This window comes from Spirochaetia bacterium (assembly GCA_022482625.1).
GTDB lineage: Bacteria > Spirochaetota > Spirochaetia > Sphaerochaetales > Sphaerochaetaceae > Pleomorphochaeta.
In genome coordinates this window covers 3192398-3216726 of the sequence record JAKVOU010000001.1, presented here as the reverse complement: position 1 = coordinate 3216726, position 24329 = coordinate 3192398, and the positions used below count along the sequence as shown (strand labels likewise).

The 24329-nt window shown below is 44.1% G+C and carries 20 protein-coding genes and 1 pseudogene; 15 read left to right on the top strand and 6 right to left on the bottom strand.

Going from position 1 to position 24329, the window contains the following annotated elements:
• Positions 1-26 precede the first annotated feature (26 nt).
• Together asd and LKE40_14595 are read left to right on the top strand one after the other, a co-directional pair.
• Positions 27-1049, top strand: a complete 1023-nt coding sequence (asd, locus tag LKE40_14600) for an aspartate-semialdehyde dehydrogenase (protein MCH3918658.1) — start codon at positions 27-29, stop codon at positions 1047-1049.
• A gap of 116 nt (positions 1050-1165) precedes the next feature.
• Entirely contained in the window at positions 1166-1765 is a 600-nt protein-coding gene (locus LKE40_14595; protein ID MCH3918657.1) for a class I SAM-dependent methyltransferase, read from the top strand.
• A 15-nt stretch (positions 1766-1780) separates the two neighbouring features.
• Here LKE40_14595 and LKE40_14590 read toward each other — a convergent pair whose 3' ends face one another.
• The gene (locus LKE40_14590; protein MCH3918656.1) at positions 1781-3949 is read right to left on the bottom strand and encodes a U32 family peptidase; all 2169 of its coding nucleotides are present in this window, start codon (positions 3947-3949) and stop codon (positions 1781-1783) included.
• Between the two features lie 239 nt (positions 3950-4188).
• Here LKE40_14590 and LKE40_14585 point away from each other — a divergent pair, with 239 nt between their 5' ends.
• Entirely contained in the window at positions 4189-4386 is a 198-nt protein-coding gene (locus tag LKE40_14585) for a hypothetical protein (protein MCH3918655.1), read from the top strand.
• 30 nt (positions 4387-4416) lie between these two features.
• The gene (locus LKE40_14580; protein MCH3918654.1) at positions 4417-6321 is read left to right on the top strand and encodes a phosphoenolpyruvate carboxykinase (GTP); all 1905 of its coding nucleotides are present in this window, start codon (positions 4417-4419) and stop codon (positions 6319-6321) included.
• A 74-nt stretch (positions 6322-6395) separates the two neighbouring features.
• Here LKE40_14580 and LKE40_14575 read toward each other — a convergent pair whose 3' ends face one another.
• On the bottom strand, positions 6396-6920 hold the full coding sequence (locus LKE40_14575) for a hypothetical protein (protein MCH3918653.1): 525 nt from the start codon (positions 6918-6920) through the stop codon (positions 6396-6398).
• Between the two features lie 5 nt (positions 6921-6925).
• A complete protein-coding gene (locus LKE40_14570) occupies positions 6926-7468 on the bottom strand; it encodes a hypothetical protein (protein MCH3918652.1) in 543 nt (180 codons plus the stop codon).
• 238 nt (positions 7469-7706) lie between these two features.
• Between LKE40_14570 and LKE40_14565 the strand changes: the two genes are divergently transcribed.
• The 6 genes and pseudogenes from LKE40_14565 to LKE40_14540 all read left to right on the top strand — a co-directional run bounded on the left by LKE40_14565 (position 7707) and on the right by LKE40_14540 (position 11680).
• Positions 7707-8519: a WYL domain-containing protein gene (locus tag LKE40_14565; GenBank protein ID MCH3918651.1), complete on the top strand. Its 813-nt coding sequence runs from the start codon at positions 7707-7709 to the stop codon at positions 8517-8519.
• A 157-nt stretch (positions 8520-8676) separates the two neighbouring features.
• Positions 8677-8832 carry a CatA-like O-acetyltransferase gene (locus tag LKE40_14560; protein MCH3918650.1) on the top strand — a complete coding sequence of 52 codons (156 nt, stop codon included), beginning with the start codon at positions 8677-8679 and terminating at the stop codon, positions 8830-8832.
• 10 nt (positions 8833-8842) lie between these two features.
• Positions 8843-8944, top strand: coding sequence for a hypothetical protein (locus LKE40_14555; protein MCH3918649.1), 102 nt, complete (start codon positions 8843-8845; stop codon positions 8942-8944).
• Positions 8945-9059: 115 nt separating this feature from the next.
• The gene (locus LKE40_14550) at positions 9060-9212 is read left to right on the top strand and encodes a hypothetical protein (protein MCH3918648.1); all 153 of its coding nucleotides are present in this window, start codon (positions 9060-9062) and stop codon (positions 9210-9212) included.
• A 179-nt stretch (positions 9213-9391) separates the two neighbouring features.
• Positions 9392-10694: pseudogene (locus LKE40_14545) on the top strand (NCS2 family nucleobase:cation symporter).
• Between the two features lie 62 nt (positions 10695-10756).
• Complete coding sequence (locus tag LKE40_14540) at positions 10757-11680, top strand: 3'-5' exonuclease (protein MCH3918647.1); 924 nt, start codon at positions 10757-10759, stop codon at positions 11678-11680.
• A 3-nt stretch (positions 11681-11683) separates the two neighbouring features.
• On the opposite strand, the gene LKE40_14535 is transcribed toward LKE40_14540, so the two are convergent.
• From LKE40_14535 to xdh, 3 genes are all read right to left on the bottom strand, one after another.
• Positions 11684-12613 (bottom strand): ketopantoate reductase family protein, encoded by a 930-nt coding sequence (locus tag LKE40_14535; protein MCH3918646.1) that lies wholly within the window; start codon positions 12611-12613, stop codon positions 11684-11686.
• On the bottom strand, positions 12610-13674 hold the full coding sequence (locus LKE40_14530; GenBank protein ID MCH3918645.1) for a M20/M25/M40 family metallo-hydrolase: 1065 nt from the start codon (positions 13672-13674) through the stop codon (positions 12610-12612). The genes LKE40_14535 and LKE40_14530 overlap by 4 nt, the downstream gene beginning before the upstream one ends.
• Positions 13675-13741: 67 nt before the next feature.
• Positions 13742-16315, bottom strand: coding sequence for a selenium-dependent xanthine dehydrogenase (gene xdh, locus LKE40_14525; protein MCH3918644.1), 2574 nt, complete (start codon positions 16313-16315; stop codon positions 13742-13744).
• Positions 16316-16557: 242 nt separating this feature from the next.
• On the opposite strand from xdh, the gene LKE40_14520 reads away from it, so the two are divergent.
• From LKE40_14520 to cas9, 5 genes are all read left to right on the top strand, one after another.
• Positions 16558-16992 (top strand): DUF3842 family protein, encoded by a 435-nt coding sequence (locus LKE40_14520; protein MCH3918643.1) that lies wholly within the window; start codon positions 16558-16560, stop codon positions 16990-16992.
• 105 nt (positions 16993-17097) lie between these two features.
• Positions 17098-18123, top strand: coding sequence for a DUF1893 domain-containing protein (locus LKE40_14515; protein ID MCH3918642.1), 1026 nt, complete (start codon positions 17098-17100; stop codon positions 18121-18123).
• The gene (locus tag LKE40_14510; protein MCH3918641.1) at positions 18116-18925 is read left to right on the top strand and encodes a metal ABC transporter permease; all 810 of its coding nucleotides are present in this window, start codon (positions 18116-18118) and stop codon (positions 18923-18925) included. The genes LKE40_14515 and LKE40_14510 overlap by 8 nt, the downstream gene beginning before the upstream one ends.
• On the top strand, positions 18922-19704 hold the full coding sequence (locus LKE40_14505) for an ABC transporter substrate-binding protein (protein ID MCH3918640.1): 783 nt from the start codon (positions 18922-18924) through the stop codon (positions 19702-19704). The genes LKE40_14510 and LKE40_14505 overlap by 4 nt, the downstream gene beginning before the upstream one ends.
• Before the next feature lie 366 nt (positions 19705-20070).
• Positions 20071-24297 (top strand): type II CRISPR RNA-guided endonuclease Cas9, encoded by a 4227-nt coding sequence (gene cas9 / locus LKE40_14500; protein MCH3918639.1) that lies wholly within the window; start codon positions 20071-20073, stop codon positions 24295-24297.
• Positions 24298-24329: the final 32 nt, after the last annotated feature.

The window sequence follows — 24329 nt, the reverse complement described above, 5'->3', positions numbered from 1 at the left end:
TTTGGACAAATTTTGAGGAAACATGTATGGACAAAAAGATCAAAGTCGCAGTAATCGGTGCTACTGGTGCTGTCGGGCAAGTGTTCATGTGGATGCTTGCAGATCATCCATGGTTCGACGTAGCATACGTCACAGCTTCGGCATCCCGCATCGGGCTTGAATATTCATCCACAGTACATTGGGTACTGCCATTGGAAATGCCTTCTTCCATCAGGCATATCGTGATGCAGGAATTCAACCATGATGCAATGAAGGAAGCAGGTGTCCAGATCGTCTTCTCGGCACTTCCTGCAAATGTAGCACGGGAAGCCGAACCGCAGTTGAGAGCAAAAGGTTTCTATGTCTTTTCCAATGCAGCTGCCATGCGTTACGACAGCAACGTACCTATCCTTATCCCTGAGACGAACGTGGAACAGCTTGACCTCATCAGGTCCCAGGGTTATCCACAGACTGGATTCTGCGTCACGAATGCAAACTGCGTGACTACAGGTTTGGCAATGGCCCTTGCGCCACTACGTAAGTTTGGTATCAAGACCATCTACATCAACAGCTATCAGAGTGTAAGCGGTGCTGGATATCCTGGACTTTCTTCCTTGGATATCACGGACAACTGTATCCCATTCATCAAAGGTGAAGAAGAAAAGATTGAGAAAGAAATCAAGAAGATTCTTTCCATCAATCCCGATGTATATGCTTTCACCGTCAGGGTGCCTGTAATGTTCGGACATCTGGAAACCGTCTGGCTTGACCTTGAGCAGGACGTAGAACTGGAAGACATCGTCCAGGCTTGGAACGATTTCAAGGTAGTGACTGATCTGCCGTCCACGCCGGAACAGCCGGTTGTATTCAGCGATGAGCCTACTTTCCCACAGCCGAAATATGCTTTCTGGGGTACCCCGAGAGGCATGGTTGTCTACACTGGAAGGCTGAAGAGAAAGAACAACAAGATTGGTTTCTCCCTCATGGTCAACAACATTGTCAAAGGTGCTGCAGGAGGATCGGTCCAGAATGCAGAGGCATTCGTACAGAGATACGGTCTGCTTGACTAGTCATCTCGGGCAACCGCATACAAACCTTCGTACAGCCACGTACGGAGGCTTTTTCTTGGCCAAATACAATTCCCCTGATAATTGTACAGACTATACATTTCTGCTACGCTTTTTCCATGGAACAGCCGACACGACGTACTTTGTCATACTATGAGCACAATTGCCGCAGCTACATTGAAGCAACCCAGAATGTACCTTTTGCGCAGATAAGGAAACTTTTCACTGACCATCTGTGTAAAGGCGCCACTGTGCTTGATTTCGGCTGCGGCTCAGGCAGGGACAGCCTTGCTTTTCTGCAAGAAGGTTTCAAGGTCGAAGCACTTGATGGTTCTCTGCAGATGTGCAATGAAACAGAAAAACTTACAGGCATCAAAACCAGGAACCTTACGTTCGACCAATTCCACGATATAGCAAGATACAACGGAATCTGGGCATGCGCATCGCTCTTGCATGTTCCATATAGTGAACTTGATGAAACATTCCTGCGTCTTCATACTGCATTGAAGGAAAATGGCATACTCTACGCTTCTTTCAAGGAAGGCTCGGAAGAAGAAACAAGAGATGGCCGCCTTTTCACGGATCTCAACATCGACAGGTTGAATGCACTGCCATCATTTACTGCCGGATTTGTCCTTTTGGAAACAAAAGCCACCCATGCCGTCGATTCCAGGCACAAACAAACAACATGGTTCAACTTTATTGCAAAAAAGAAATAAAAAAGACATCCATCTCTATACCTGCAGCACATAGGTCAGGCAATCCCGAACAAGGACTTTGTAATTATGACCATTCTGGCTAAGGGAAAAATCATGATGCTGAGAACAGCCTTTGCAGGCCAAGCCCATCGAATCCCGGCGAAAACAGCTCCTTGAGATAAACAGAGGCGGCACGAAAGCCTCGCCTACCACAGAGGGGATAAAAGGCCAATCAGAAAAATCCGGCTCCTTATCCTCAAAGAAAGCGTAGCCACCATCAAAAGTCGGAAGATGTTCCATCAGGTTTGCTGCGGCTTCACAGTTGTCGACATAGAGGCAATAATCAACAAAAGTACGCGCTTTCGTGTCTTCGAACCACTTGATCTGACAGAGATTGTTAAGGCCGAACCGAACTTTTTCCTGAAGCCCTTGTGTCGTAATTTTTTCCAGCAGCATCGCAAGCCGCTTCTTTTCCATAGGTTCATCAAAGGTAACAGGAGAGAGCGGCACATAGTAGGTATCTCCGATGAAAAGCATTCCCCCAATCTCCACAGGTACATGCCGGAAGAAAGGCAATCCTTCGGCAGTAATCAACTGGTTTCGGGGAGGCAAAGGACTGAAAGACTTCTGAAGGTTGAACTTCCTTGTACGGGGTACGGTTGCAAGATAATCCGAAAGTTTGTCTTCAGCCGATGCATACCACATTCTTCTGATTTTTTTCAAGCTGGACAAAGGAAGAAACAGCTGTTCATCGGGAATGCCCGATTCATTCATGAAACGGACTTCTGCGGCTTCGCCACTGGCTTTGTCAGATTGGCGGAAAAGCTCCGGAATTGCCTGGAACCAATCCGTATGCATGGATCTTGCAACGGAAACATCCAAAGGATATGTTTCTTCCAAATGCAGGAATCCAGCAGGTGAAGCAAGCACAAGAGAAGACTTCGTAAGCCTGACTGTCATCGAAAAGGGAATCTTTCCCATCTGCAGGCTCTTTTCATTGATCAGCTTGAGATGCTGGTCATGCAGCGAAATGAGGTAAAGCCTGCTTCCGTTTTCCGGTACAGTCGTAGTATCTGCCGTCACTATATGGACAGTCCTGCCCTTGTCGGCACAGGTCAAAAGACTGCCATGGCTGTCATCCATGGAAGCCAATGAAAATTTTACAGCAACGGCCGGTGCCGTTTCACCTTTTGCAATATACATAAGCCCGTCCCGTAGTGAGATGGCACTTGACAGCCTTACCTGCAGGTGCAGCTGACCATGGACTCTTTCGGCTGACAGGATAGTCCCTGCTTCGATGCCGTTGTGGGCCGGATACTTGCGGTTGATGAGACAACGGGCTTTTCCTGTACTGCCGTCATCAAGCCACCCAGCACAACCAGAACGGGAGAAGACTGTTTCCATGGCCCTGATTTCCCTGGAAGCCTCATTTCCATCAAGGACCTTACGATAAGCCCGGGCAACGGCTGCCACATATTCAGGTCCTTTCATACGTCCCTCTACCTTCAGACTATCAATGCCCATCTGCTGAAGCAGGCGTACAGTATGTGCAGTGTTGAGATCACGCATGGAAAAATACCACCCGGCTGCACCTGAGGACTCTTCGGTGAACCAAGTGCGACATATCTGGGCACAGATTCCTCGGTTTGCACTTCTTCCCGTAATGATGTAACTTGCCATACAAAGACCGGAAAACCCATAGCACATGGCACCATGGATAAAAACCTTGAGCTCGACATCCGGACATGCAAGCCGTATTGACTTGATTTCTTCCAATGTCAGCTCGCGCGCCAGTACGACCCGGCTAAAACCAAAATCCTGCATCTGACGGACACCGTCCACTGTATGGATTGCAAGCTGTGTACTTCCATGGAGAGGCAAAGAAGGAAAATATGACTTGACCAGCCGAGCAACCCCCAAGTCCTGCACGATGACACCATCACATCCCAGCAGTGCAAGGTGCCTGAGCAAAGTCTCAAGCCTGTCAAGTTCAGACTCATTGATGATGGTATTGACCGTCACATAGATTTTTTTGTCATGGCTCTTGGCATACCGTAAAAGTTTTGCATATTCCTCGAAGGTAAAGTTGACAGCCCCTTTGCGTGCTGAAAAATCCTTCAGTCCAAGGTATACTGCATCAGCACCTTCATCCAATGCAACCAAAGCCGACTGCAGGCAACCTGCAGGCAGTGCCAGTTCACTCATTGCCTATTGTCCTCCGAACTATCATTTCTCACCATTTTCCAGTGTATCGTGCAGAGTGCCAAGCGTGCAACAGGAAGATATAAGATAATCAATGATTCATGTGAGTAATGGAACATAACTTACAGTTTTTTGTCATAATTTTATCTAAAAATTCTTTGCAATTAAGTAAAAAAAGCAAAATCAAGCTTTTTATTGTCTTTTACAGGGTTACACATTTTTTAATTCGATGTATGCTACCTATGAAGAACAGGACAACTTTTTCTTCCTCATTGGATGGCCGGTGCACTTCTGTTTCTACGGACAAACAGCTATTGAATCCAACGCTGAAAATCAGTATCATAGTGAATGGTATCCGGACTAGGACCACGGATACCGACGATTCGGTAAGGTGGATGTTGTTTCCTTCGGAGGTCCTCTGGGGTACAACCCATTTTTGAATGAACAATTTATTACAACAGGAGTAATACATGAATTCTAAGTACATTGATTTGCTTAAAAGCAAGATGAGTGAAGAAAGCTTCAACAAGCTTGCTCTCCTTGACAATGAAAAAGTCATGGATTTCGTCGGAAAGTTTGCCGAACACTGCAACCCCGCTTCCATCTATGTCTGCAACGACAGCAAGGAAGATGAACAGTACATTAGAGACCAGGCATTGGCAAAAGGTGAGGAATTTACACTTGCACGTGACAAGCAGACCATTCACTGGGATAACGCCGGTGACCAGGCACGTGACAAGGTCAACACCAAGTACATGGTCAAGGCAGAGAACCTGGAAAAGATGAAGACCTTGAATTCCGTTGAATATGAAGCAGGCCTCAAGGAAATCATGGGCATTGCAAAGGATATCATGAAGGGCAAGGACGCAGTGGTCAAGTTTTTCTGTGAAGGTCCTACATTCTCAGAATTCACCATTCCCTGTGTACAGTTTACCGATTCTTGGTATGTCGCACATTCAGAAACCATCCTGTACAGGGCCGCTTATGAACACTTCAAGGCGCTCAAGGGTGCTGCAAAGAATGAAATCTTCTGCTTCATCCATTCCGCAGGAAAGCTTGATGAAAGGAACACCTGCAAGAACCTTGACAAGCGCAGGATCTACATGGATACCCAGAACAACATCGTCTATTCCATGAACGCACAGTATGCAGGTAACACCGTCGGTCTCAAGAAGCATTCCATGAGACTTGCGATCAACAAGTCCGGCAAGGAAGGCTGGCTGTGCGAACATATGTTCGTCATGGCTTGTCTCAACAAGGAAAAGAACAGAAGGACATACTTCACCGGTGCTTATCCATCAGCTTGCGGCAAGACTTCCACAGCTATGATTCCCGGCGAACAGATCGTCGGTGATGACATTGCCTATTTCAGGAACATTGATGGTGAATTCAGGGCAGTCAACGTCGAACAAGGTATCTTCGGTATCATCAAGGACGTCAACGCCAAGGACGACCCTCTTATCTTCAAGAACCTGACGACAAACCAGGAAATCATTTTCTCCAACGTTCTTCGTGGACCAGACAACCTCCCGTACTGGCTTGGTTCAGGTATGGACACTCCGACCAAGGGCGACAACTTCTCCGGTCCAGACTGGTATGAAGGCAAGAAAGATGCAAAAGGAAACGAGATCAAATGTGCACACGGCAACGCCCGTTACACCATGAGGCTCGATTACCTGGACAACTTTGACAGAGCAGGCTTCGAAGACAAGCAGGGCGTCAAGGTCCAGGGCGTACTCTATGGCGGACGTGACAGTGACACCTGTGTTCCATGCGAAGAATCAGCAACATGGAAGGACGGTATCCTGCTTAAGGCCTGCACTCTTGAATCAGAAACAACTTCAGCTACACTTGGAGCTGAGGGCGTCAGGAAGCCAAGCCCGATGGCAAACATGGACTTCCTCTCCTATCCTCTTGGAGAATATACCGCAAACAACATCAAGTTCGGCGAAAGCGTCAAGGATTGCCCGAAGGTATTCTCCACGAACTACTTCCTGAGAACTCCTGACGGAAAGTTCTGCAACTCCAAGCTTGCAAAGAAAGTCTGGGTACACTGGGCAGAAGGAAGGATCCATGGAGACTTCGAAGCTCTGGATACACCGACCGGAAAGATTCCAGTATATGAAGACCTCAAGAAGCTGTTCAAGGATCTTCTAGATGAAGACTATACCCGTGAAGAGTATGATTATCAGTTCACTTTCCGTTGCACGAAGTGGATTGAAAAGCTTGAAAGGTCCAAGGCATACTTCAAGAAGATGGATGCAAATTGCTCACCTGAGATCTATGCAGAATGGAACAACTACATTGCAAAGATTACTGCTGCAAAGAAGAAGTTCGGAAACGAAATCCTTCCTGGAAAATATGTAGCTGACTAAAAGCAATTGAGTAAAAATCAGGGCGAACCGAAAAGGTTCGCCCTTTTTTGCAATCATAAAAAACAATTATCAAATCAAAATGAATAGCGATAACCGAACGTCGTACACACCGGCATATAGAGAAAATTCATCGGCATCAGGTTGTAGGCATCAAAACTTCCTTCTTGATAGGAAAAAGCACAGAGCGGCAACAAGGAACGTAGAAACAGGCCTTGTCTGTCAGCATAACGATATGAAAGTTCAGCATTTGCACAGACAATCACAGTCATCGCAAATTCTGAATCAACATAGCCTATCCACTCTGCCAGTGTGCCTCCCAGTCGAGTCTGGAAACCTTTCTCGTCCATAGGACCGGCAAAAGAATGAAGTGTGCTTTGGGTCAGGATCCCATTGGGAAAATCAGTATCCGTATAGTTACTGACATCTGCAAGCAACGGGAATGCATAGACTCCGAAGCCTTTGCTGCCATACGTATCGACATGCTCTATTTCACAACCGACAAAACAGGGACTATACTGCCAGTTTATGGAATTCCCTGCGGACAGTGATGAAGTTGCAATCATCACTGCAAGGATAAGTACACACAGTTTTTTCTTCATCATACCTACCTTTCAAAGAAACGGTAACCGATGCTGAGGCCACCGCTTGTCTCAAGCAAATTAAGGGAAAACAGCGTAAAGCGATATCCAAGACAACCTGTCTTATCGAACGAAGCTTCAAGTACTGGCAGGCGAAAACGAAGGAAAATACCCTGACGTCTGTCAAACTGGTAGTTCACCTCAGTAGCAATACCCAACCCTGCAACGGCTCTGATTCCATCTACGGGTTGCATGATCTCAAAAGCCATTGCCCCGATTCTTTGATGGAATCCTTTTTGCCGCTGACTTTCCTGAAGGAAAAATATCGTCTGGTCAAGAGCGATGACCGGCGGTCCGTCAAAAAGTTCAGGTTCATCATCTGATGACGGCAAGCCTAGAGCAAGCAACTGGGCAAGATACGCACCACAGCTAAACCCAAGTTTTTCTCCGGTCCATTCAGTTTCATAGCCAAGCAATCCTGGTCCAACCTGCTCATTGGAAGAAGATGCAGCAAAAAGACCAGAAAGCAAGAAAAGAGAACAAGCACATAGGAGTATTGTCTTTTTCATGTTCATGAGCATAACATTGGCCTTGTTATTAGTCAACAATATATTTACAAACTGATCTATTTTTATAAGTTACCATACTTTTTAAAAACTGAGGAACATGGTAATGTGTATCTATGAGTCAGACGGAAAGAATCATTTGGATCAATGAAAGACTGGAATCGGAAATGACGTTACTTCTTCAGATATAGCCAAGAAATTTGAAATCAGTACGCGCCAGGCAAAAAGAGATATTGAGTACATGCGGGAACGACTTGATGCAGAAATTGAGTTTTCCGCAACACGGAAAGCTTACTGCTACCGTCCGGGATTTCGTCTATCCTATTCCCATACCAATGAAAAGATGCTCCTTCTCAATGCTGTCGTCAGGAATTTCAGCAAGCATACAGGACTTATGCCTTTGGCAACCGACCTTCTGCAGCAAAGTTTTGAAAATGGTATGGGAAAAGACAGCCTGCTGATATCTGACAAAATCGTATTCCTGAGTCCGATCATCGATTTGCCTGATCAGACTATCTTTTCAAAAGTCATTGAAGCAATGGAGAAAAACAAACGGATAGCAATGGAATATCAAAGCATCACCGGCGACATAACGCGTCGTCATGTAGAACCGATAAAACTTGTTTCCGTAAGTTCCACATGGTATCTGATTGCATATGATACCCAAAAACAGGCATTGAGGAATTTTCATCTTGCGCGCATCCATCATCTGTCAGTATTGGATGAACAGAATGCACATACCGTTACAGAAGAATTCCTGCAGGAGTATATGAGTTCTGGATTCGGTGTCTATATGGAAAAAAAACCGGTCATGGTCACCATAAGGTTCACAGGTCTGGCAATAAATGAAATAAGTACCCAAGTCTGGCACAAGGAGCAAAGCATCATAAAAAACAAGGATGAGCTTTTGCTTTCACTTCCTGTTTCTTCACTCAACGAAGTACTTCATAAAATACTTTCTTTCGGGAAATTAGCTGAACCGTTGGAACCTGCAGAGTTGGTTCGCCTATGGAAAGAAGAAATACAGGCAATGGAAAAAATTGCTTCACAATAAGGTCAGTCAGCATAAAATTCTGTTTTTTTCAATGACAGAGGAACCAGTTGACAAAAAAACGACATATAGGGCTCTTATTATCCAAATAAACGACAATAATGTCGCCATCATAACAGTAAAGTACTCTCCATGCCCATGCTGAAGGAAAAATTACACTATGCCAGGAAAAGCAAAAGAACTTCCTCCTGCAAATACATACATCATTTCCTGCATTCCATGGTTTACGTTCAATAGTTTTTCGCTTCATAACCACGGGATCAAGGATTACTATGTACCTTCATTCGAAGCAGGCGGCTTTACAGGAAAACGGTGACAGGCTGTTGATGCCGCTTTCTGTCACAGTCCATCATGCTACCGTAGACGGCTATCAGCTGAAACTGTTTTTTCCTGAACTTCAACGGACATTCAATCATCCTGAGGAATGATGGTAACAAACGCATCCATCGACTTTGAATTACAAATATAGTGAAGTTTTCTACGATAGGGACAATATATGTCCCACTCTCTGCCGTATCATAGGAAAGCAGAGGAGCGATACATATGAAAACAACAGAAGAATATTTGGCACAAAAACCATTGGATTCATTTCTTGCACACAAGTCCGGTATGTTTGTAATTGGCATCATAGTACTGCTGCTGTTCCCCTTGTTGGTAATTGTCGGAGCTCTATACCCCATCATCAAGGGGAAATAGGAAACTGTTGCATCGTGTTGGATGGAAAAAGAACTTTGTCTATATATTACCATGCAAGACTCTTTTCATAGGGATGTAATTCTGTTACGTTTAAGAGACTTTCGATCAGTCAACTAAACAACTGTTTGAAGTCGGCAGGCTTCAGACTTCCTGTCGGCAGCAGACAACAGGGAGCATACATGCCAGAAAACAAAAAGAGTTCACAGGCAATTTACGGACCAAAAGACAAGCCACCGACAAAGCAATGGATTTTCCTCAGTATCCAACATGTCTTTGCAATGTTCGGGGCTACGATTCTTGTACCGATTCTCACAGGATTGAGTCCAAGTGCCGCCTTATTCAGCGCTGGGACAGGTACATTGCTCTACATACTGCTTACCCAAGCCAAAGTACCCGCTTTCCTAGGAAGTTCATTTGCATTCATACCAGCAATCATAGCAGTCAGTGCTGCATATGGCATGCCATATGCAATGGGTGGTGCAATGTTTGCAGGACTGTTCTATGCCATCGTCGCAGGAATAATCAAAGTAGCAGGCCATGAATGGCTCAACAAGGCTCTTCCTCCTGTTGTCATCGGTTCTGTCATCATCGTCATCGGACTGAGCTTAGCCCCTACAGCCATGTCAATGGCAATGAATGATGCTTCAGGCAGCTATAGCCTCGTGTACTTCTCCATCGCACTCTTTACCCTTGCCGTCACTATCACAGCAAATATCTTCTTCAAGAAATTCTGGGCCTTGATCCCGATTCTCATCGGTCTGTTCAGCGGTTATTTCTTTACCCTGATCATGGGACTCTTTTTCCCAGCCTATCACATCATTGATTTCCAAGTCGTCAAAGATGCACCGGTATTCGGACTGCCTACCTTTGCCTTCCCCAAATTCAATATCGTGGCTATCCTGACATTCATAATCGTTTCCTTCGCGACTATCTGCGAACATCTGGGAGATATCCTGGTATTGAGCAAAGTCGTCGGACAGGATTTCTATGAAGATCCGGGCCTGCACAGGACCTTGCTGGGCGACGGGCTTGCAACAGCATGGGCTGCCTTGTGGGGCGGTCCTCCAAATACGACCTACGGAGAAAATATCGGTGTACTTGCCATCACAAGGGTATACAGTGTCTGGGTAATCGGAGGTGCTGCAGTCCTGGCTACGGTCCTTTCTTTCTTCACCAAATTCGGTGCCTTGATCAGGACGATACCTAATCCGGTCCTCGGTGGTATTTCAATGCTGCTGTTCGGCATCATTGCCTCCAGTGGACTGAGGACACTTGTAGGAAAGCGGTGTGGATTACCAAGACAAGCGTAATCTGACAATCAGTTCCGTGATCCTTGTCATCGGTATCGGAGGTGGCCTGATTTCATTCCCTATGGGCGGAGGCCTTACCTTCTCCCTAGGTGGTGTTGCCCTTGCTACGTTGGTAGGGATCCTCCTCAACTTGATACTTCCAGCGACAGACCCAAATGCAAGCTATGTCTGAGAACAGGGATGTCTCTACTGAAAAGTAAAATATGTCCTAACTAAACCAAGGTCGGGTCCATTATGGATCCGACCCTTTTCTATCTGCCGCCCAAACGTTATGATATCAACATGTTGTCTTATACAATCATTGAAACGGATAATGAAATCCAACAGCTTATTACCGGTTGGAAAAACGATGGGCTGACCAGCATTGCTATGGATTTTGAAGGAGAATTCAATCTCCATGTCTACGGAGAACATCTTTGCCTGGTCCAGCTCTATGATACCCGTAGTTTCTATCTGATCGATCCCCTGAAAGTTTCCAAGGCAGGGCTTGCCTTACTTTTTGAAGACGGCGAGTTGGAAAAGATCATGTTCGACTGTGCCAGTGACGCTTCCTTGGTCAGGAAAGAATTCGGCTTGCAGATCAGAAATGTCTGGGATGTCAGGATTCCCGCATTGGCACTCGGTTTCCAAGGCAATTATACTTCCTTGGTAGAAAGGAATCTTGGTATTACGATACAGACCTCAGGTTCAAAGAAAAAGAACCAGATGACCAACTGGCTCAAACGCCCTCTTGGCAATGAACAGATTCAGTATGCTTTGCTTGACGTAGCCTATCTTCATGATCTCAAATCGAGTCTTGAAAATGAATGCCAGGCAGAAGGGAAAACCAAGGAAATCCTTGCCCAGATGAAAATGGCCGGCAAGGAAAAAAACAAACCGAAGCCCGGTTGGATGAAGATATGCAACTGGAAGAAACTGCAGCCAGAAGAAAAGGTATATCTGAAATACTTTTTTATTGCACGTGATACACTTGCCAGGCAATGGAATGTCCCACCTGCAAAAATATTGGACAAACGGAAATTGGTCCAGCTATGCAAAGCTGTGCCAACAAGTGAAACAGAAATGTCTGCTGTCCTTTCCACAGCCCCGAAACTTCTGCCGCTCATGATGGTAGCAAAGCAACGGGCTGAAGAAGAACTGAAGTCAAGGCAACGGTAGATTTTACTGTTGCTCTCTCCTGGCTTGGTTTGCATCCTCACATGCCTGTGCCATCAGATTGAGCGTCGCACAGACCGGAGTAGCAAGGCCATGCTTTTCCCCTAGTCTGACGACAGTACCACAGAACCAATTGTTTTCCGTCGGCCTCCCAGCCTCCATATCCTGGTACATGGAAGTCTTTCCCATAGGATCGATGGAAAGGATGATCTTCTGGTTTGAGGCCTTGTCATCTTCTGTCAGTATGACACCCTCGGCCGCAGCGACCTTCTGCACTTCATCGTTGACCTGCCAGACAAGTTTCTTCAAGGCATCTCCTGCGAACACACCGTATCCTGCCCTGCAAATGGAAGAAAGGGTATTGTAGGCAGTATTCATCATGAACTTTTTCCATTGGTCATGCCTGATGTTCTGAGGAACTACATGGCTGATGCCACTGGCTTCAAGCAATGTTGCGACAGACTTGACCTGCAAAGTAGACCGGTTATCCCCATCCCCGAAGACAATGCTACCCTCAGAAGAAAAATCAATATGGTTCCCCACATGCACACTGGACATGCCGACACAGAAACCAAAAAGTACATTCTCCTTGCCGAATTCTTCGGCAAGCCGATATTCACTGTCAATGCCATTGAGCAAAGAAAGAACGATGGTTGAAGGCCCGATAGCTTTCCGAGACTCTTCTATGGCCGTCTCCAACTGCAGGTTCTTTGTTGCAAAGATAAAGAAATCAACAGGTTGCAATGCTTCAGGAGAAACGATGGGAAAATGTACAAGCTCATTATTGATGACAAAGCCATCCCTTTCATACCTTTCCTTGCGGCTGCCGGATGCCACTATCTGGAAATCGGCACCAAGATGCTTCCATAATCTGATTCCATACAGAGCTCCGACAGCCCCGCATCCGACCATTGCTACAGTTTTGATCTCTTTCATTCTTCAATCCTTTGATCCATAAACAAATCAGTAAACAACTTATCAAGTTCAGCAATCTGCCTAAGCAGTACGCGTTCCTTCGATGTATGGGGATATTCATAGCCGATGGCACATACCAAGGCATCATATCCATGTGCGTTGAAACAGTTGGCATCACTACCGCCTCCGGTGGCCGTAGGCCATACGGACCCGGTGTATCTACCTGAAAGGTACACTAAGCTTGCACAGTTTGATGGTTTTTCATAAGGCAGATATGACGTTTCCCTTTCAATTGAAACCGTACCTCCGCCTGATTGTGCTGCCGACAGACAGACATCTTCCAGTTTCTGTTGGACCTGCCGAAGCTTTTCAAGGTTCCTGCTTCTCACTTCAAAAGTCAGTTCAGCCCGGTCACAGACAATGTTTGTTGCGCCGGATGCCTGAAACGAGCCGATGTTGGCAGTCGTTTCATCATCAACTCTCAGCAACTTCATTTCATTGACTGCCTTGCAGGCAAGTTGGATGGCACTGATACCTTTTTCAGGTTCAAATCCTGCATGGGCACTTTGCCCATGGAAAATAGCTTTTGACTGTATTTTCCCCGGAGCTTGTATAACGACAGTACCGATCTTTCCATTAGCATCGAAAACATAGCCGAACCTGACTTTTCCAAGAAGGGAATAGTCAAGATGACGGGCACCGGACAAGCCTTGCTCCTCACCTCTTGTAATGCAGATTACAAAGGGAAAGCTGTCTGTCTTACGTTCCAACAAGGACAATATGGCTGCAACACCCAGTTTGTCATCAATGCCTAACGGCCCGTTTCCATCATTGACCAGATATCCGTCCTTTATGACCGGAAGTACATTGACAGCAGAACTGACGGTATCCATATGCACAGAAAGCAATATAGCTCCGACATCGGGGGAACAGTTGCGGGCAATAAGGTTGCCGAAGGCATCCTTTTTGACCGCAAAACCAAACTCTTCCAGCTGCTTACCAAGAAAGAGGGAAATCTCATCCTCTTGTCCTGACGGCGATGGAATGGTAAGAAGCTGCTGTAGATATTCCAAAGTGTCCATAGGCTCATCCTACCGAAAAATCCTATGCACGGCTATACACCTCAGAATAATCACACAGGTACAGTTGTCATTTCTTCTTGTTTTTTTTATAGAATGTATCTTTCAAAGGCAATTCTGTCCTGAAGACATGATCCTTCCTATAGTATGCATGCTGACAAGCCGGAGCTCCCGGTATGGCACTCAATTCTCCTATTCCCTTAGCTCCATAAGCATAGGGACTCTTTCCAGGACCATGGACAAACTTGACATCTATCTGTTCAGGCATCTGCGTTGAACGCAACAGCCCAAGAGTACCGTACTTCACTTTCAGATAACCACCTTCGGTGGGAAAATCCTCAGTCAGCCCATAGCCAAGTCCCATGGCTACGCCACCTTCTACCTGCCCTTCAGCGGCAGTAATGTTGACCACTGTCCCGATATCACAGGCATAGGTAACCTTCTGCAACTTGCCATCTGCATCAAGTTCAACCACTTCACTTGCATAGCTGTATGCGAGGTGGCTGACAGGATGATCCTTCGTCGAAGTTATGGGATCAGAAAGAAAAGTAAATTCACCGGAGAATTCCTTCCCTTCCAAGTCAGAAAGTTTTTTCCCTTGCGTCAACTCCGCATTGAGCTTTGCCGCAGCCCTTTTCACTGCTTCGCCGGTAAAGGCTGTCTGCCTGCTGGCAGTACTGCAGCCGGAATCGGGTGTCCTGGTAGTATCCGGTGGTTCGACAAAAATCTGCTCTGATGTCAGGCCACATGACTGTCCGAGCATCTGGGTACACATGGTAGCTATACCTTGTCCCATGCAGGCCGCACTGGTACGGACATGGACCACACCATGCTCGATGCTCAAAATACAACGTCCGGAATCAGGAACTCCGACACCAAGGCCTGTATTCTTGAATGAAATCGCAAGCCCTGTATACGGACTTGCCTTATAGGCATCCCGTACGGCATCCATACATTCCCTGATACCGCAGTCAGGCCCTGCAACCTGACCATTGGGCATGACATCGCCAGGCCTGAGGGCATTCATATACTTGAAATCGAAGGGATCCATGCCGACTTCCTCTGCAAGCAGGTTAAGGTTGCTTTCTACAGCAAAGCAACTTTGGGTCACTCCGAATCCCCTGAAGGCTCCTGCAGGAACATTGTTCGTATAGATTGCCTTGCCCAAGATGTCTATGTTCTGGTAGTTGTACGGTCCGGATGCATGGGTACAGGCCCTCTGCAAGACAGGACCGCCCAATGAGGCATAGGCTCCTGTATTTGAAAGGATCACTGCTTTCATACCTGTGATATATCCCTTTTCATCACAGGCAGTAGTAATGGTTATGTCCATAGGATGGCGTTTGGGATGGACCATCAGGCTTTCCTGCCGGGTAAGATGTAACTTGCAGGGCTTCTTGGTCAACCAAGCCATCAGTGCGGCATGATGCTGGACACTCATGTCCTCCTTGCCGCCGAAGCCACCGCCTACAAGCATGCTGTGACAATGGACTTTTTCCTTGGGAATCTTGAGCATCCGGGAGATCTCCCGCTGTTCGTCATAGATGGACTGGCTGGACGTATAGACAAGCACACCATCATTACCTTCAGGTTTCGCAACGGCACATTCGACTTCCATGAAAGCATGTTCCGTATACGGCGTATGGTAAGTTCTGGTAACCACATGCGCACTTTCCGCTATAGCTTTGTCAGCATTGCCCCTGATGATATGTTCCACATCAAGGATATTGCCACCCTTATGGATCTTCGGGCTTCCTTCTTTCAAGGCTTCTTCCACGGTGGTCATAGGTTCAAGCACTTCGTATTCAACTTCAATAAGTCCAAGGATCTGATCGAGAGAATCAATATTTGTTGAAGCTACGATTGCAATGGCATCTCCGATATAACGGGTAATATCTCCTACATGAATCATGACATCCCAGTCCAATACCAGATGTCCAAGTATATTTTCCGGTACATCATCCGCAGTTGCCACATAGACACAGTCAGGATGGGCCATAGCCTTGCTGATATCGAGCCTGACAACCCTGGCCCTGGGATAGGCAGCTCTAAGAACCCGACAGTGAAGCATCCCTTCCAGATTGATATCATCAGTATAGATACCTTTTCCCAAGGCTTTTGCCACAGCATCGGGCCTGGTGTACCGCATGTCAAGCCGAGGCAATTCGTTGTTTTCAGGAATAGGTAGGTTTTCCCTGAAGAATCTTGCACAGTCAAGAATTGCCTTTTCAATCTTTACATAACCGGTACAACGGCAGATATTGCCGCGTATAGCATCCTTTACCTGCTGAAGGGTAGGATTGTCATTCTCATCCAACAGAGCTTTTGCCGCCATGACCATACCAGGGATACAAAATCCACATTGTACGGCCCCATCGACAGCAAAGCAATAGCTGTAGACCTCCTGTTCTCGCTCGGAAAGCCCTTCAATAGTCGTCACATGCCGGCCTTCCAATCGGGAAGTCCTGATGGTACAGGCTTTCCTGGCCTTTCCATCGACAATGACCGTACAGGTCCCGCAGGCACCTTCACTACAGCCATCCTTAGCTCCGTAGAGATTCAGATTTTCCCTCAGGAACCTCAGCAAACTCTTATCTTGATTTGTGAATATCTCACTTCCATTGACGCTGAAAGTATATGCCACAGCGTTCCTCCTGAAAAAGCATGGAAGCATGCATGAAATCTGCGTGTCGCTTAGCGTCGCTTAATCAGCCCGTTCTGTGATACCCGCTACTCCCTATTATCGAAGGTAATGGCTATTCTGTCAAGGCAGTACAAACTATAGCTGATGGGGCAAAGAGATAGTTTTATATTACCAATATAGTGAAAATAAACAGCAGTTGACAGGCCATGCCGTTTCATCAAGAATAGTTTTGAGGAGCATACATGAAAATAACGGTAATTGACGGCCAAGGAGGAAGTCTGGGCAACAGCTTGGTCAAAGAAATAAAACAAAGGTATTCCAAATTGACAGTACTTGCGATAGGGACCAACGGTATAGCAACCAGCAACATGCTCAAAGCAGGCGCAGATGCCATTGCTACTGGCGAAAATCCGGTAATCGTAGCCTGCAGAAACAGTGACATTATCATCGGTCCTATGGGAATTCTCATAGCAGATGCCCTACATGGTGAAATTACGCCCAAAATGGCTACAGCAATCGGACAAAGCAACGCACAGAAAATCATCATTCCATTGACAAAATGCAATGTCCTGATTGCCGGTACAGAAAAAATCGGATTGGATATGCTGATCAGGGATGCGATGGCATTGCTCAAGGAACAATTGGCGTCCCTTGACCCTGCAGGACATTATCTATAGACTTGCAATGGCTCCAGGAAGGAGCCGCTCAGACAGCATTATTATATCTTGTTTTTTGCCAGGAAGGCCCTCAAAGGGGTCTTTCTGTTTTTTTAGGAATCAACTATGGACTTATACCTCCAAAACTTGCCAGAGGGAAAAACCCTTTGTGTATGTGAAGATGACAAATTGATCTTTTCCTCATCTGGGAAATGGCTACATCCACTTTTTGAATTGGAACGTTTCCTCTCCAAGCAGCAACCGGCAGGTACGCTTTCTGCCCATGACACGGCAGGAGGCAAGGCTGCTGCTGCCCTGATGGTCCGCATGGGTATCAAAAAAGTCAAATTCAACCTGATCAGCAAGCCTGCTGAAAGTTTTCTTGAAAACCATGGTATTGCCTACAGCTATGATCGGCAAGTCGAGAGACTTGCCTGCATGACCGAAACACTGCTCCAGGATATTGATGACCTCGATGAAATCTATCGGCTGTTGAGGCGAAAGGCCAAACTGGTTGACGGCGTCATTGTCAAAGCAGAACACCTCTGCCTCAGCTTCGGCCCTAAAAAGGTATTGCGAGACTTGAATCTTGAAATCGGGGCAGGAGAACCCCTGCTTATCATAGGTGAAAACGGCGCAGGAAAAACTACATTGCTCAAGATACTGCTCGGACAGCTTCAGCCGGACAGCGGAAGTCTCCTGATCGACGGCAAGCTGATGAAGAATTTGCCAAGCAGGATGATCGGTTACATCAAGCAGGGTACTACTGCAGAAAGTTTTCCCATGTCCGTCAGGGAAGTCGTTGAGATGGGTGTTGACCCGACCCTATCCCAAGAAGAGAAAAAATTTCTCATCGATACATCCCTGAGACGTTGTGGCGTAGCGGCCTTAACAAAAAGAAACTATTTCAGCCTTTCCGGCGGAGAACAACAGAAGGTTTCCATAGCCCGTTGTCTCTGCCAAGGAGCAAGATTGCTGTTGCTGGACGAACCGACATCTTACTTGGATGAAAGCGGGCGCAGTGAACTGGTCAGCTTGCTGCAGGCCTTGACGCTTGATACGATGCCCACCATCCTATGTGTCAGCCATGACCGGCAGTTCCAGGAAGAACTGGGATGGCGGACTTTCCGTCTGGAGGCTCCAGATGCTTGAACTGCTTCTGTTGCCGCCTATGATGCGGGCACTTGCAGCACTGTTGATGGGAGGTGTATGTTTCCCACTTTGCGGTGTCATGGTCCTCAGACTTGATCTGGTTCCGCTTCGCTATGCCCTGATGCATGGAGTCATACTGGGAGGAGCGATTTCCCTTGCTTTCGGTATTCCGGAAGCTCCGGTTTCTTTCCTGACCAATCTGCTCGTTGTATGGATGGTACTTGCCCTCAAGGGCAACAAGTCCATGTCCAGCGCTGCTTCAATGGTCTTTACCATGGGACTTGCTTCCTTGATCATGCATGTATTTGACGTTCCTTCCAAGGATTCAATGCAGCTGCTGTGGGGCAGCCCGTATGCCTTGAGAGACATTGACCTGATCCTGCTCGCTGCACTGTGTCTGTTCGAGCTGGTGTATCTGAAAGTAAACTTTGGGAAAATCACCGCAATCTTCTTTGATAAGGATATTGCCAATAGTCTCGGCGTCAAGGTCAAATTCCATTACTACACGATGGTGGTCGTGGTTGCATTGGTCGTTGCCATGGCTATGAGATTGATCGGGGCCCTGCTTATAGACGCCCTTTTGATTCTTCCCGTACTTATTGCAGCAAGGGTCTCTTCAGGCTCCAGACAACTATTCATGTTCTCGGCCATTACAGGGCTCATCCTATCTATAGGAGGATACTTCCTGTCGCTGTTCTGGGATTTCCCGCTGAGTGCAACCATTGCCCTCTTGGCGGCTGTTTTTTATGCACTTACAAGCTTCTCAAAAGGAAGCAAGAAATTAAGGAGTATTGAGATATGAAGAAAAAATTCTTTTCCGGGCTATTGGCTGTGCTGCTTGTCTGCCTGCCTGTAACAGCCCAAGCACAGATTGAACAGCAGGCTTCAGCTGGACAAAAGACGTATCTTGCCAGCAACACATGGACTGTAGCCTTTGCTGAGTTAGGCGGATTGGACAATGTCAGGAACCTTGCACCGGCAAACTTGGTTCACCCACCTGAGTATGAACTGACACCGTCTGATATCAAGGCATTGTCGACTTGCAGCCTGTTCATCTATGCAGGATATGAAGTCATGATGAAGACCTTGGGAGACAGTACCTTGCCACAGGACAAGATGGTCAAGATAACGACTACAAATGACCTTGCAACTGTAAAGTCTTCTGCCGCAATCATTGCAAAGAAGGCAGGAACCGAGGTAATCAGCGAAAAGCGTGTTGCAGCTTATGAACAGATGATTATTGCAGCACGAAAAATGGTAAAAGACCAAGGATTGGATAAGTTGTCCTGCTATGTCAATTCCCATCAGGTGGATTTTGCAAAGGACATCGGCCTAGATGTCAAAGGAACCTTCGGACCAGGACCGGTTACTCCTGCTCAGATCAAGGAAGCAAAGGATGGCAAGTTCGATCTCATCATCGACAATATCCATAATCCTCTTGCAAATCCTCTCTGCGAAGTCAGTCTGAACAGCAAGCTTATCGTATGGAGAAATTTCCCTGAAAATCTTGGCCCTGATGCCTTGCTCAAGATGGAACAGGCAAATATCCAGGAACTTTCAGAGGCTTTCCAAAAACAGTAAAAACATATAGATAATATCTGGATTTTCCTTGTAATACCCGTCAGGTTTGACGGGTATTTTCTTTTTTAAAGGGAATAGCATAAAAAAATAATAAAATTTCTCTTAGTGGGACAATATGCGTCCCACCACACATGCGATACTATCCTTAACAAGGAGAAAATGAAAAAGATATTTACTAAAAAATAGGTCTGCTTTTCAGCAAACCTTATTCGCACAATGCGAGCCCTAGGGCGATTTGAATTAATTTTTATTTGAACGTATGTTCTTTCTATCTGTAACCCTAGAATACCTATTAGAAATTGTCAAGTATTTTGTTTGTATTTCAAGACAAATATGTTAGAATCAAAATCATATTGAGGAGTTTTTATGTCAGAAAAATACTATTTAGGTCTTGATTGTGGAACTGGAAGTGTTGGCTGGGCTGTTACGGATGAAGCTTATACTATTGAAAGAAAAAAAGGAAAAGCACTATGGGGTATCCGTCTTTTTGAAAGTGCAAATTCCGCAGAAGATAGAAGAGCTTATCGTGCAGCAAGAAGAAGGACACTCAGAAAACATACCAGACTCGATTTGCTGGATGAATTGTTTGAAGAAGAAATCAAAAAGACTGACGCAAATTTCTTCGCTCGCCTGGCAGAAAGCAAATATTGTCTTGATGATAAAAATAGTAAGGACAAGAATACCCTATTCAATGATAAAAAATACTCCGATATACAATTCCATAAAACTTATCCTACGATTTACCATCTCAGGAAAGATTTGATTGATAATAAAAATCCACATGACATCAGGTTAGTGTATCTTGCACTTCACCATATCCTGAAACATCGGGGACATTTTATCTTTGAAAACCAGTCCTTGGAAAGTACAAAAAATGTTATACCTCAATTTCTTGAATTGCAAAGACTATTCAATGATGTACTGGAAATAAACTTACAATACCCGCAGGGTATTGATGAAATAAAAAACACCCTTGTGAATCACTCAATGTACGACAAACAAAAAACGCTCATCTCTTTGTTTGAAATTTCAGATTCTGACAATAAGCTCCAAAAACAAGTTTGTACTGAAATTGCAAAAGCTTTGCTTGGACACAAAACAAAATTGGATAAGCTATTTCCTGATTATGACATAGAAGAGAAGGAAATCAAAGACTTTGAATTCAAAAGCAGTACTTATGAAACAATTGAAGATAAACTCTGTAGCCAAGTAGGAGAAGATTTTTTTCAAGTAATTCTTACCCTAAAACGAATTTATAATTGGTCTCTGCTTGATGAGATGCTTCATGGGCAAAAGTATCTGTCATATGCAAAAGTTGATGCCTATGAACAGCACAGGAAAGATCTTGCCGATTTGAAACAGCTGATGAGAAAATATCATCCAGACAAATATGAAGAGGCTTTCAATGCAACGAATATAGAAAACAATTACCTCGATTACATTGGACATGGCCTTGTTATAGAAAAAAACGGAAAACATATAAAACCTAAATTCGAGAAAAAGAAACCTACAAAATCAAAATGTTCCATGGAAGCAGTAAACAAATATTTCAAAGGTATCTTTTTCCCCAAAGATTATGTTTCCGACAATTCCGATGTTTTGCTCAATACTGTAAAAAATAGACTTGAAAACAACCTCATGCTACCAAAAGCTAAAGATATATCCAACAGGACAATTCCTTACCAATTGAATCAAGCTGAATTGCAGGAAATCCTTCTTAATGCAGCAACTTACCTGCCTTTTTTGAATTCCACAGATGATGAAGGTTATTCAGTCAATAAAAAAATTATTGCGCTGATGAATTTCAGAATACCTTACTATGTCGGACCTTTGGTTGAAAATGATGGCTCCGGCAAAGAATATCAAAAATTCAGTTGGATGGTCAGGAAAGATGATGGCAAAAGCCCTATCAGACCATGGAAATTTAAGGAACAAGTTGATTTACCTGCATGTGGTAATGCTTTTATCCGAAAGATGACACGAAAGTGTACTTATCTTCCCGCTGAAAATGTTTTACCGAAAAATTCATTGGCTTACAGTGAATTTTCTTTGTTGAATGAACTGAATAATCTTCGTATCAATGGAATTGCTTTGACAATTGAAGCCAAGGAACAGCTTTTTAATCTGTTTAAAAAGCAAAAGACTGTTACACAAAAAGGGATAAGGAAATTTTTGATTATCCGAGGCTATTATAGAAAAGATGAAGAATTAGAAATTACAGGGATAGATCAAAACATCAAGACAGTCCTCAGAGGCTACATCGATTTCTCCCCTTATTTGGAAAGCAATATCTTATCTAAGGATGAAGTTGAAGAAATTATTGAATGGGCAACAATTTTTAGTGAAGGACAGGACCTATTAGGGAAAAAACTTTCTGAAAAATATAAGGACAAACTTACAACCACACAACAAAAAGATATCCTAAATAAATGCAAAAGTTATTCCGGCTGGGGAAATTTATCAAAAAAGTTTTTAACAGAAATGTATGATGTTGACAAGGCAACCGGTGAATGCAAATCAATTCTCACGCTAATGCATGAAACATCTGCCAATTTGATGAAATTGCTCAGCAATAAATATACCATTACTAAATCGGTCGAAGAAGAACGAAGAAAAACAGAACAAGACTACACATGGTCTTATGAATCCCTTGTTGAGCCATTGCTTGTTTCCCCTTCTGTGAAACGTGCAATTTGGCAAACGTTGCTGGTTTCCAAGGAAATTCGGCAAACCATGGGTGTTGATCCCGAAAAAATTTTCATTGAGATGGCTAGAGAAGATGAAAAGAAAGGGAAAAGGACTGTTTCCAGAAAGGAAGATATTCGAACCAAATTAAAGAATCTGACTGATAACCCAGATGCAACAGAACTTCTTACATCCATTGAATCACAATCTGATGATAACCTGCGAAAAACAAAATTGTATCTTTACTATACACAATTGGGTAGATGCATGTATACAAATGAAAAAATTGATCTGCAACAATTGTTATCAGGCAGCAAACGTTTCGATATTGATCATATTTATCCACAAAGTAAAGTCAAGGATGACAGTTTGGATAATCGCGTACTCGTGCTTAGCAACGAAAATGGGAAAAAATCAGACAGTTACCCACTTGATTCTACGATTCAACAACATTGCCAAGTTTTTTGGAAATTATTGCTTGACAACAAGTTGATTTCCAAGGAAAAGTATACAAGGTTAACGAGGACAACCCAATTTTCTGATGATGAGTTCGAAAATTTTATTGCTCGTCAAATCGTTGAAACCAGGCAGAGTACAAAGGAAATTGGAAGACTTTTGAATAAAATGTGTCCGAATTCTGTCATAGTATATTCAAAAGCAAGAAACGTAACTGATTTCAGAAATACATTTGAACTGCATAAAAGTAGAATTGTAAATGATTTGCATCATGCAAAGGATGCATATTTGAATATCGTAGTCGGTAATACATATTACACAAAGTTTACAAACGATCCCAGATATATCTTTTCGAAACGAAACAAAACCGATGCTGTTTCCTTACATGAGAATTCTTATAATCTTGGCAAATTATTTTTCTACGATATTGAACGGAATAATCAAGTTGCTTGGCTAAGAGATACAAACAGAGATGCCAGAATCAAAGCAAAAAACAATTTACAAGCCTATCCAGAAACAGGAACCATACGTACTATACGAAAGTTCATGGAGCGTAATGATATACTTTTTACCAGACAATGTTTTCAAAAGAAAGGAGCTATTTCTGATCAAACCATAGTTAGGCATGGCACAAATAATGATGTATTACCAATTAAATCCTCAGATAAACGCCTCTGTAAGATTGAAAAATATGGTGGATACAATAAAACAGGGAAGGCTTATTTCTTCTTGGTTGAACATACGGCAAAAGGGAAAAGAATAAAAACATTCTCAGATGTCCCTATTTGGTTAGTTTCACAAATTGACAGTGGTAAAATGTCCTTGCAGCAATATTGTACTGAAACGTTAGGCCTTAAAGATCCTGTAATCATCTTGCCGAAAATCTTAATCAACACAAAAATACGCTACAAGGGTTTTATCTATGAAATTTCTGGCGCCTCTGGAAACAAAATTGCTTTAAAAACTGCGGTACCTCTAATCCTTGATTCCAATTCATATGAATACAGTTATTACTTAGAAAAATATCTTACATACATAAAACCAATTGAAACAAAAAAAGATAAAATGACACCAGAAAACAAGAAACTTCTTGAATTGAAAGCATATCAGTATCGCCTTTCACCAGAAAGAAATATAGAACTTTATCATACATTGTTATCTAAATGTACGAATGCTATATATAAAAACAAAGTTACGGTTTCAAATAAATTATTTTTAGAAAAAAATTTATCAGAATTCGTTTCATCCAATATAGTTACTCAAGCAAACCTCCTTGAACAATTGCTACTGCTCTTTTCTTGTAGACAAGGAACTATTGATTTAAGTTTAATAGGGGGCTTAAAAGCAATTGAAAGTTCAAAAATTAATAGGAACCTTCAAGATTCTATTACGTTTATCTATCAATCAGCTACAGGGATATATGAAAAACGAACCGAGATAAAAGTCCCATGAGCTTCAGAACTATTGTAATCAGTCATCAGTCA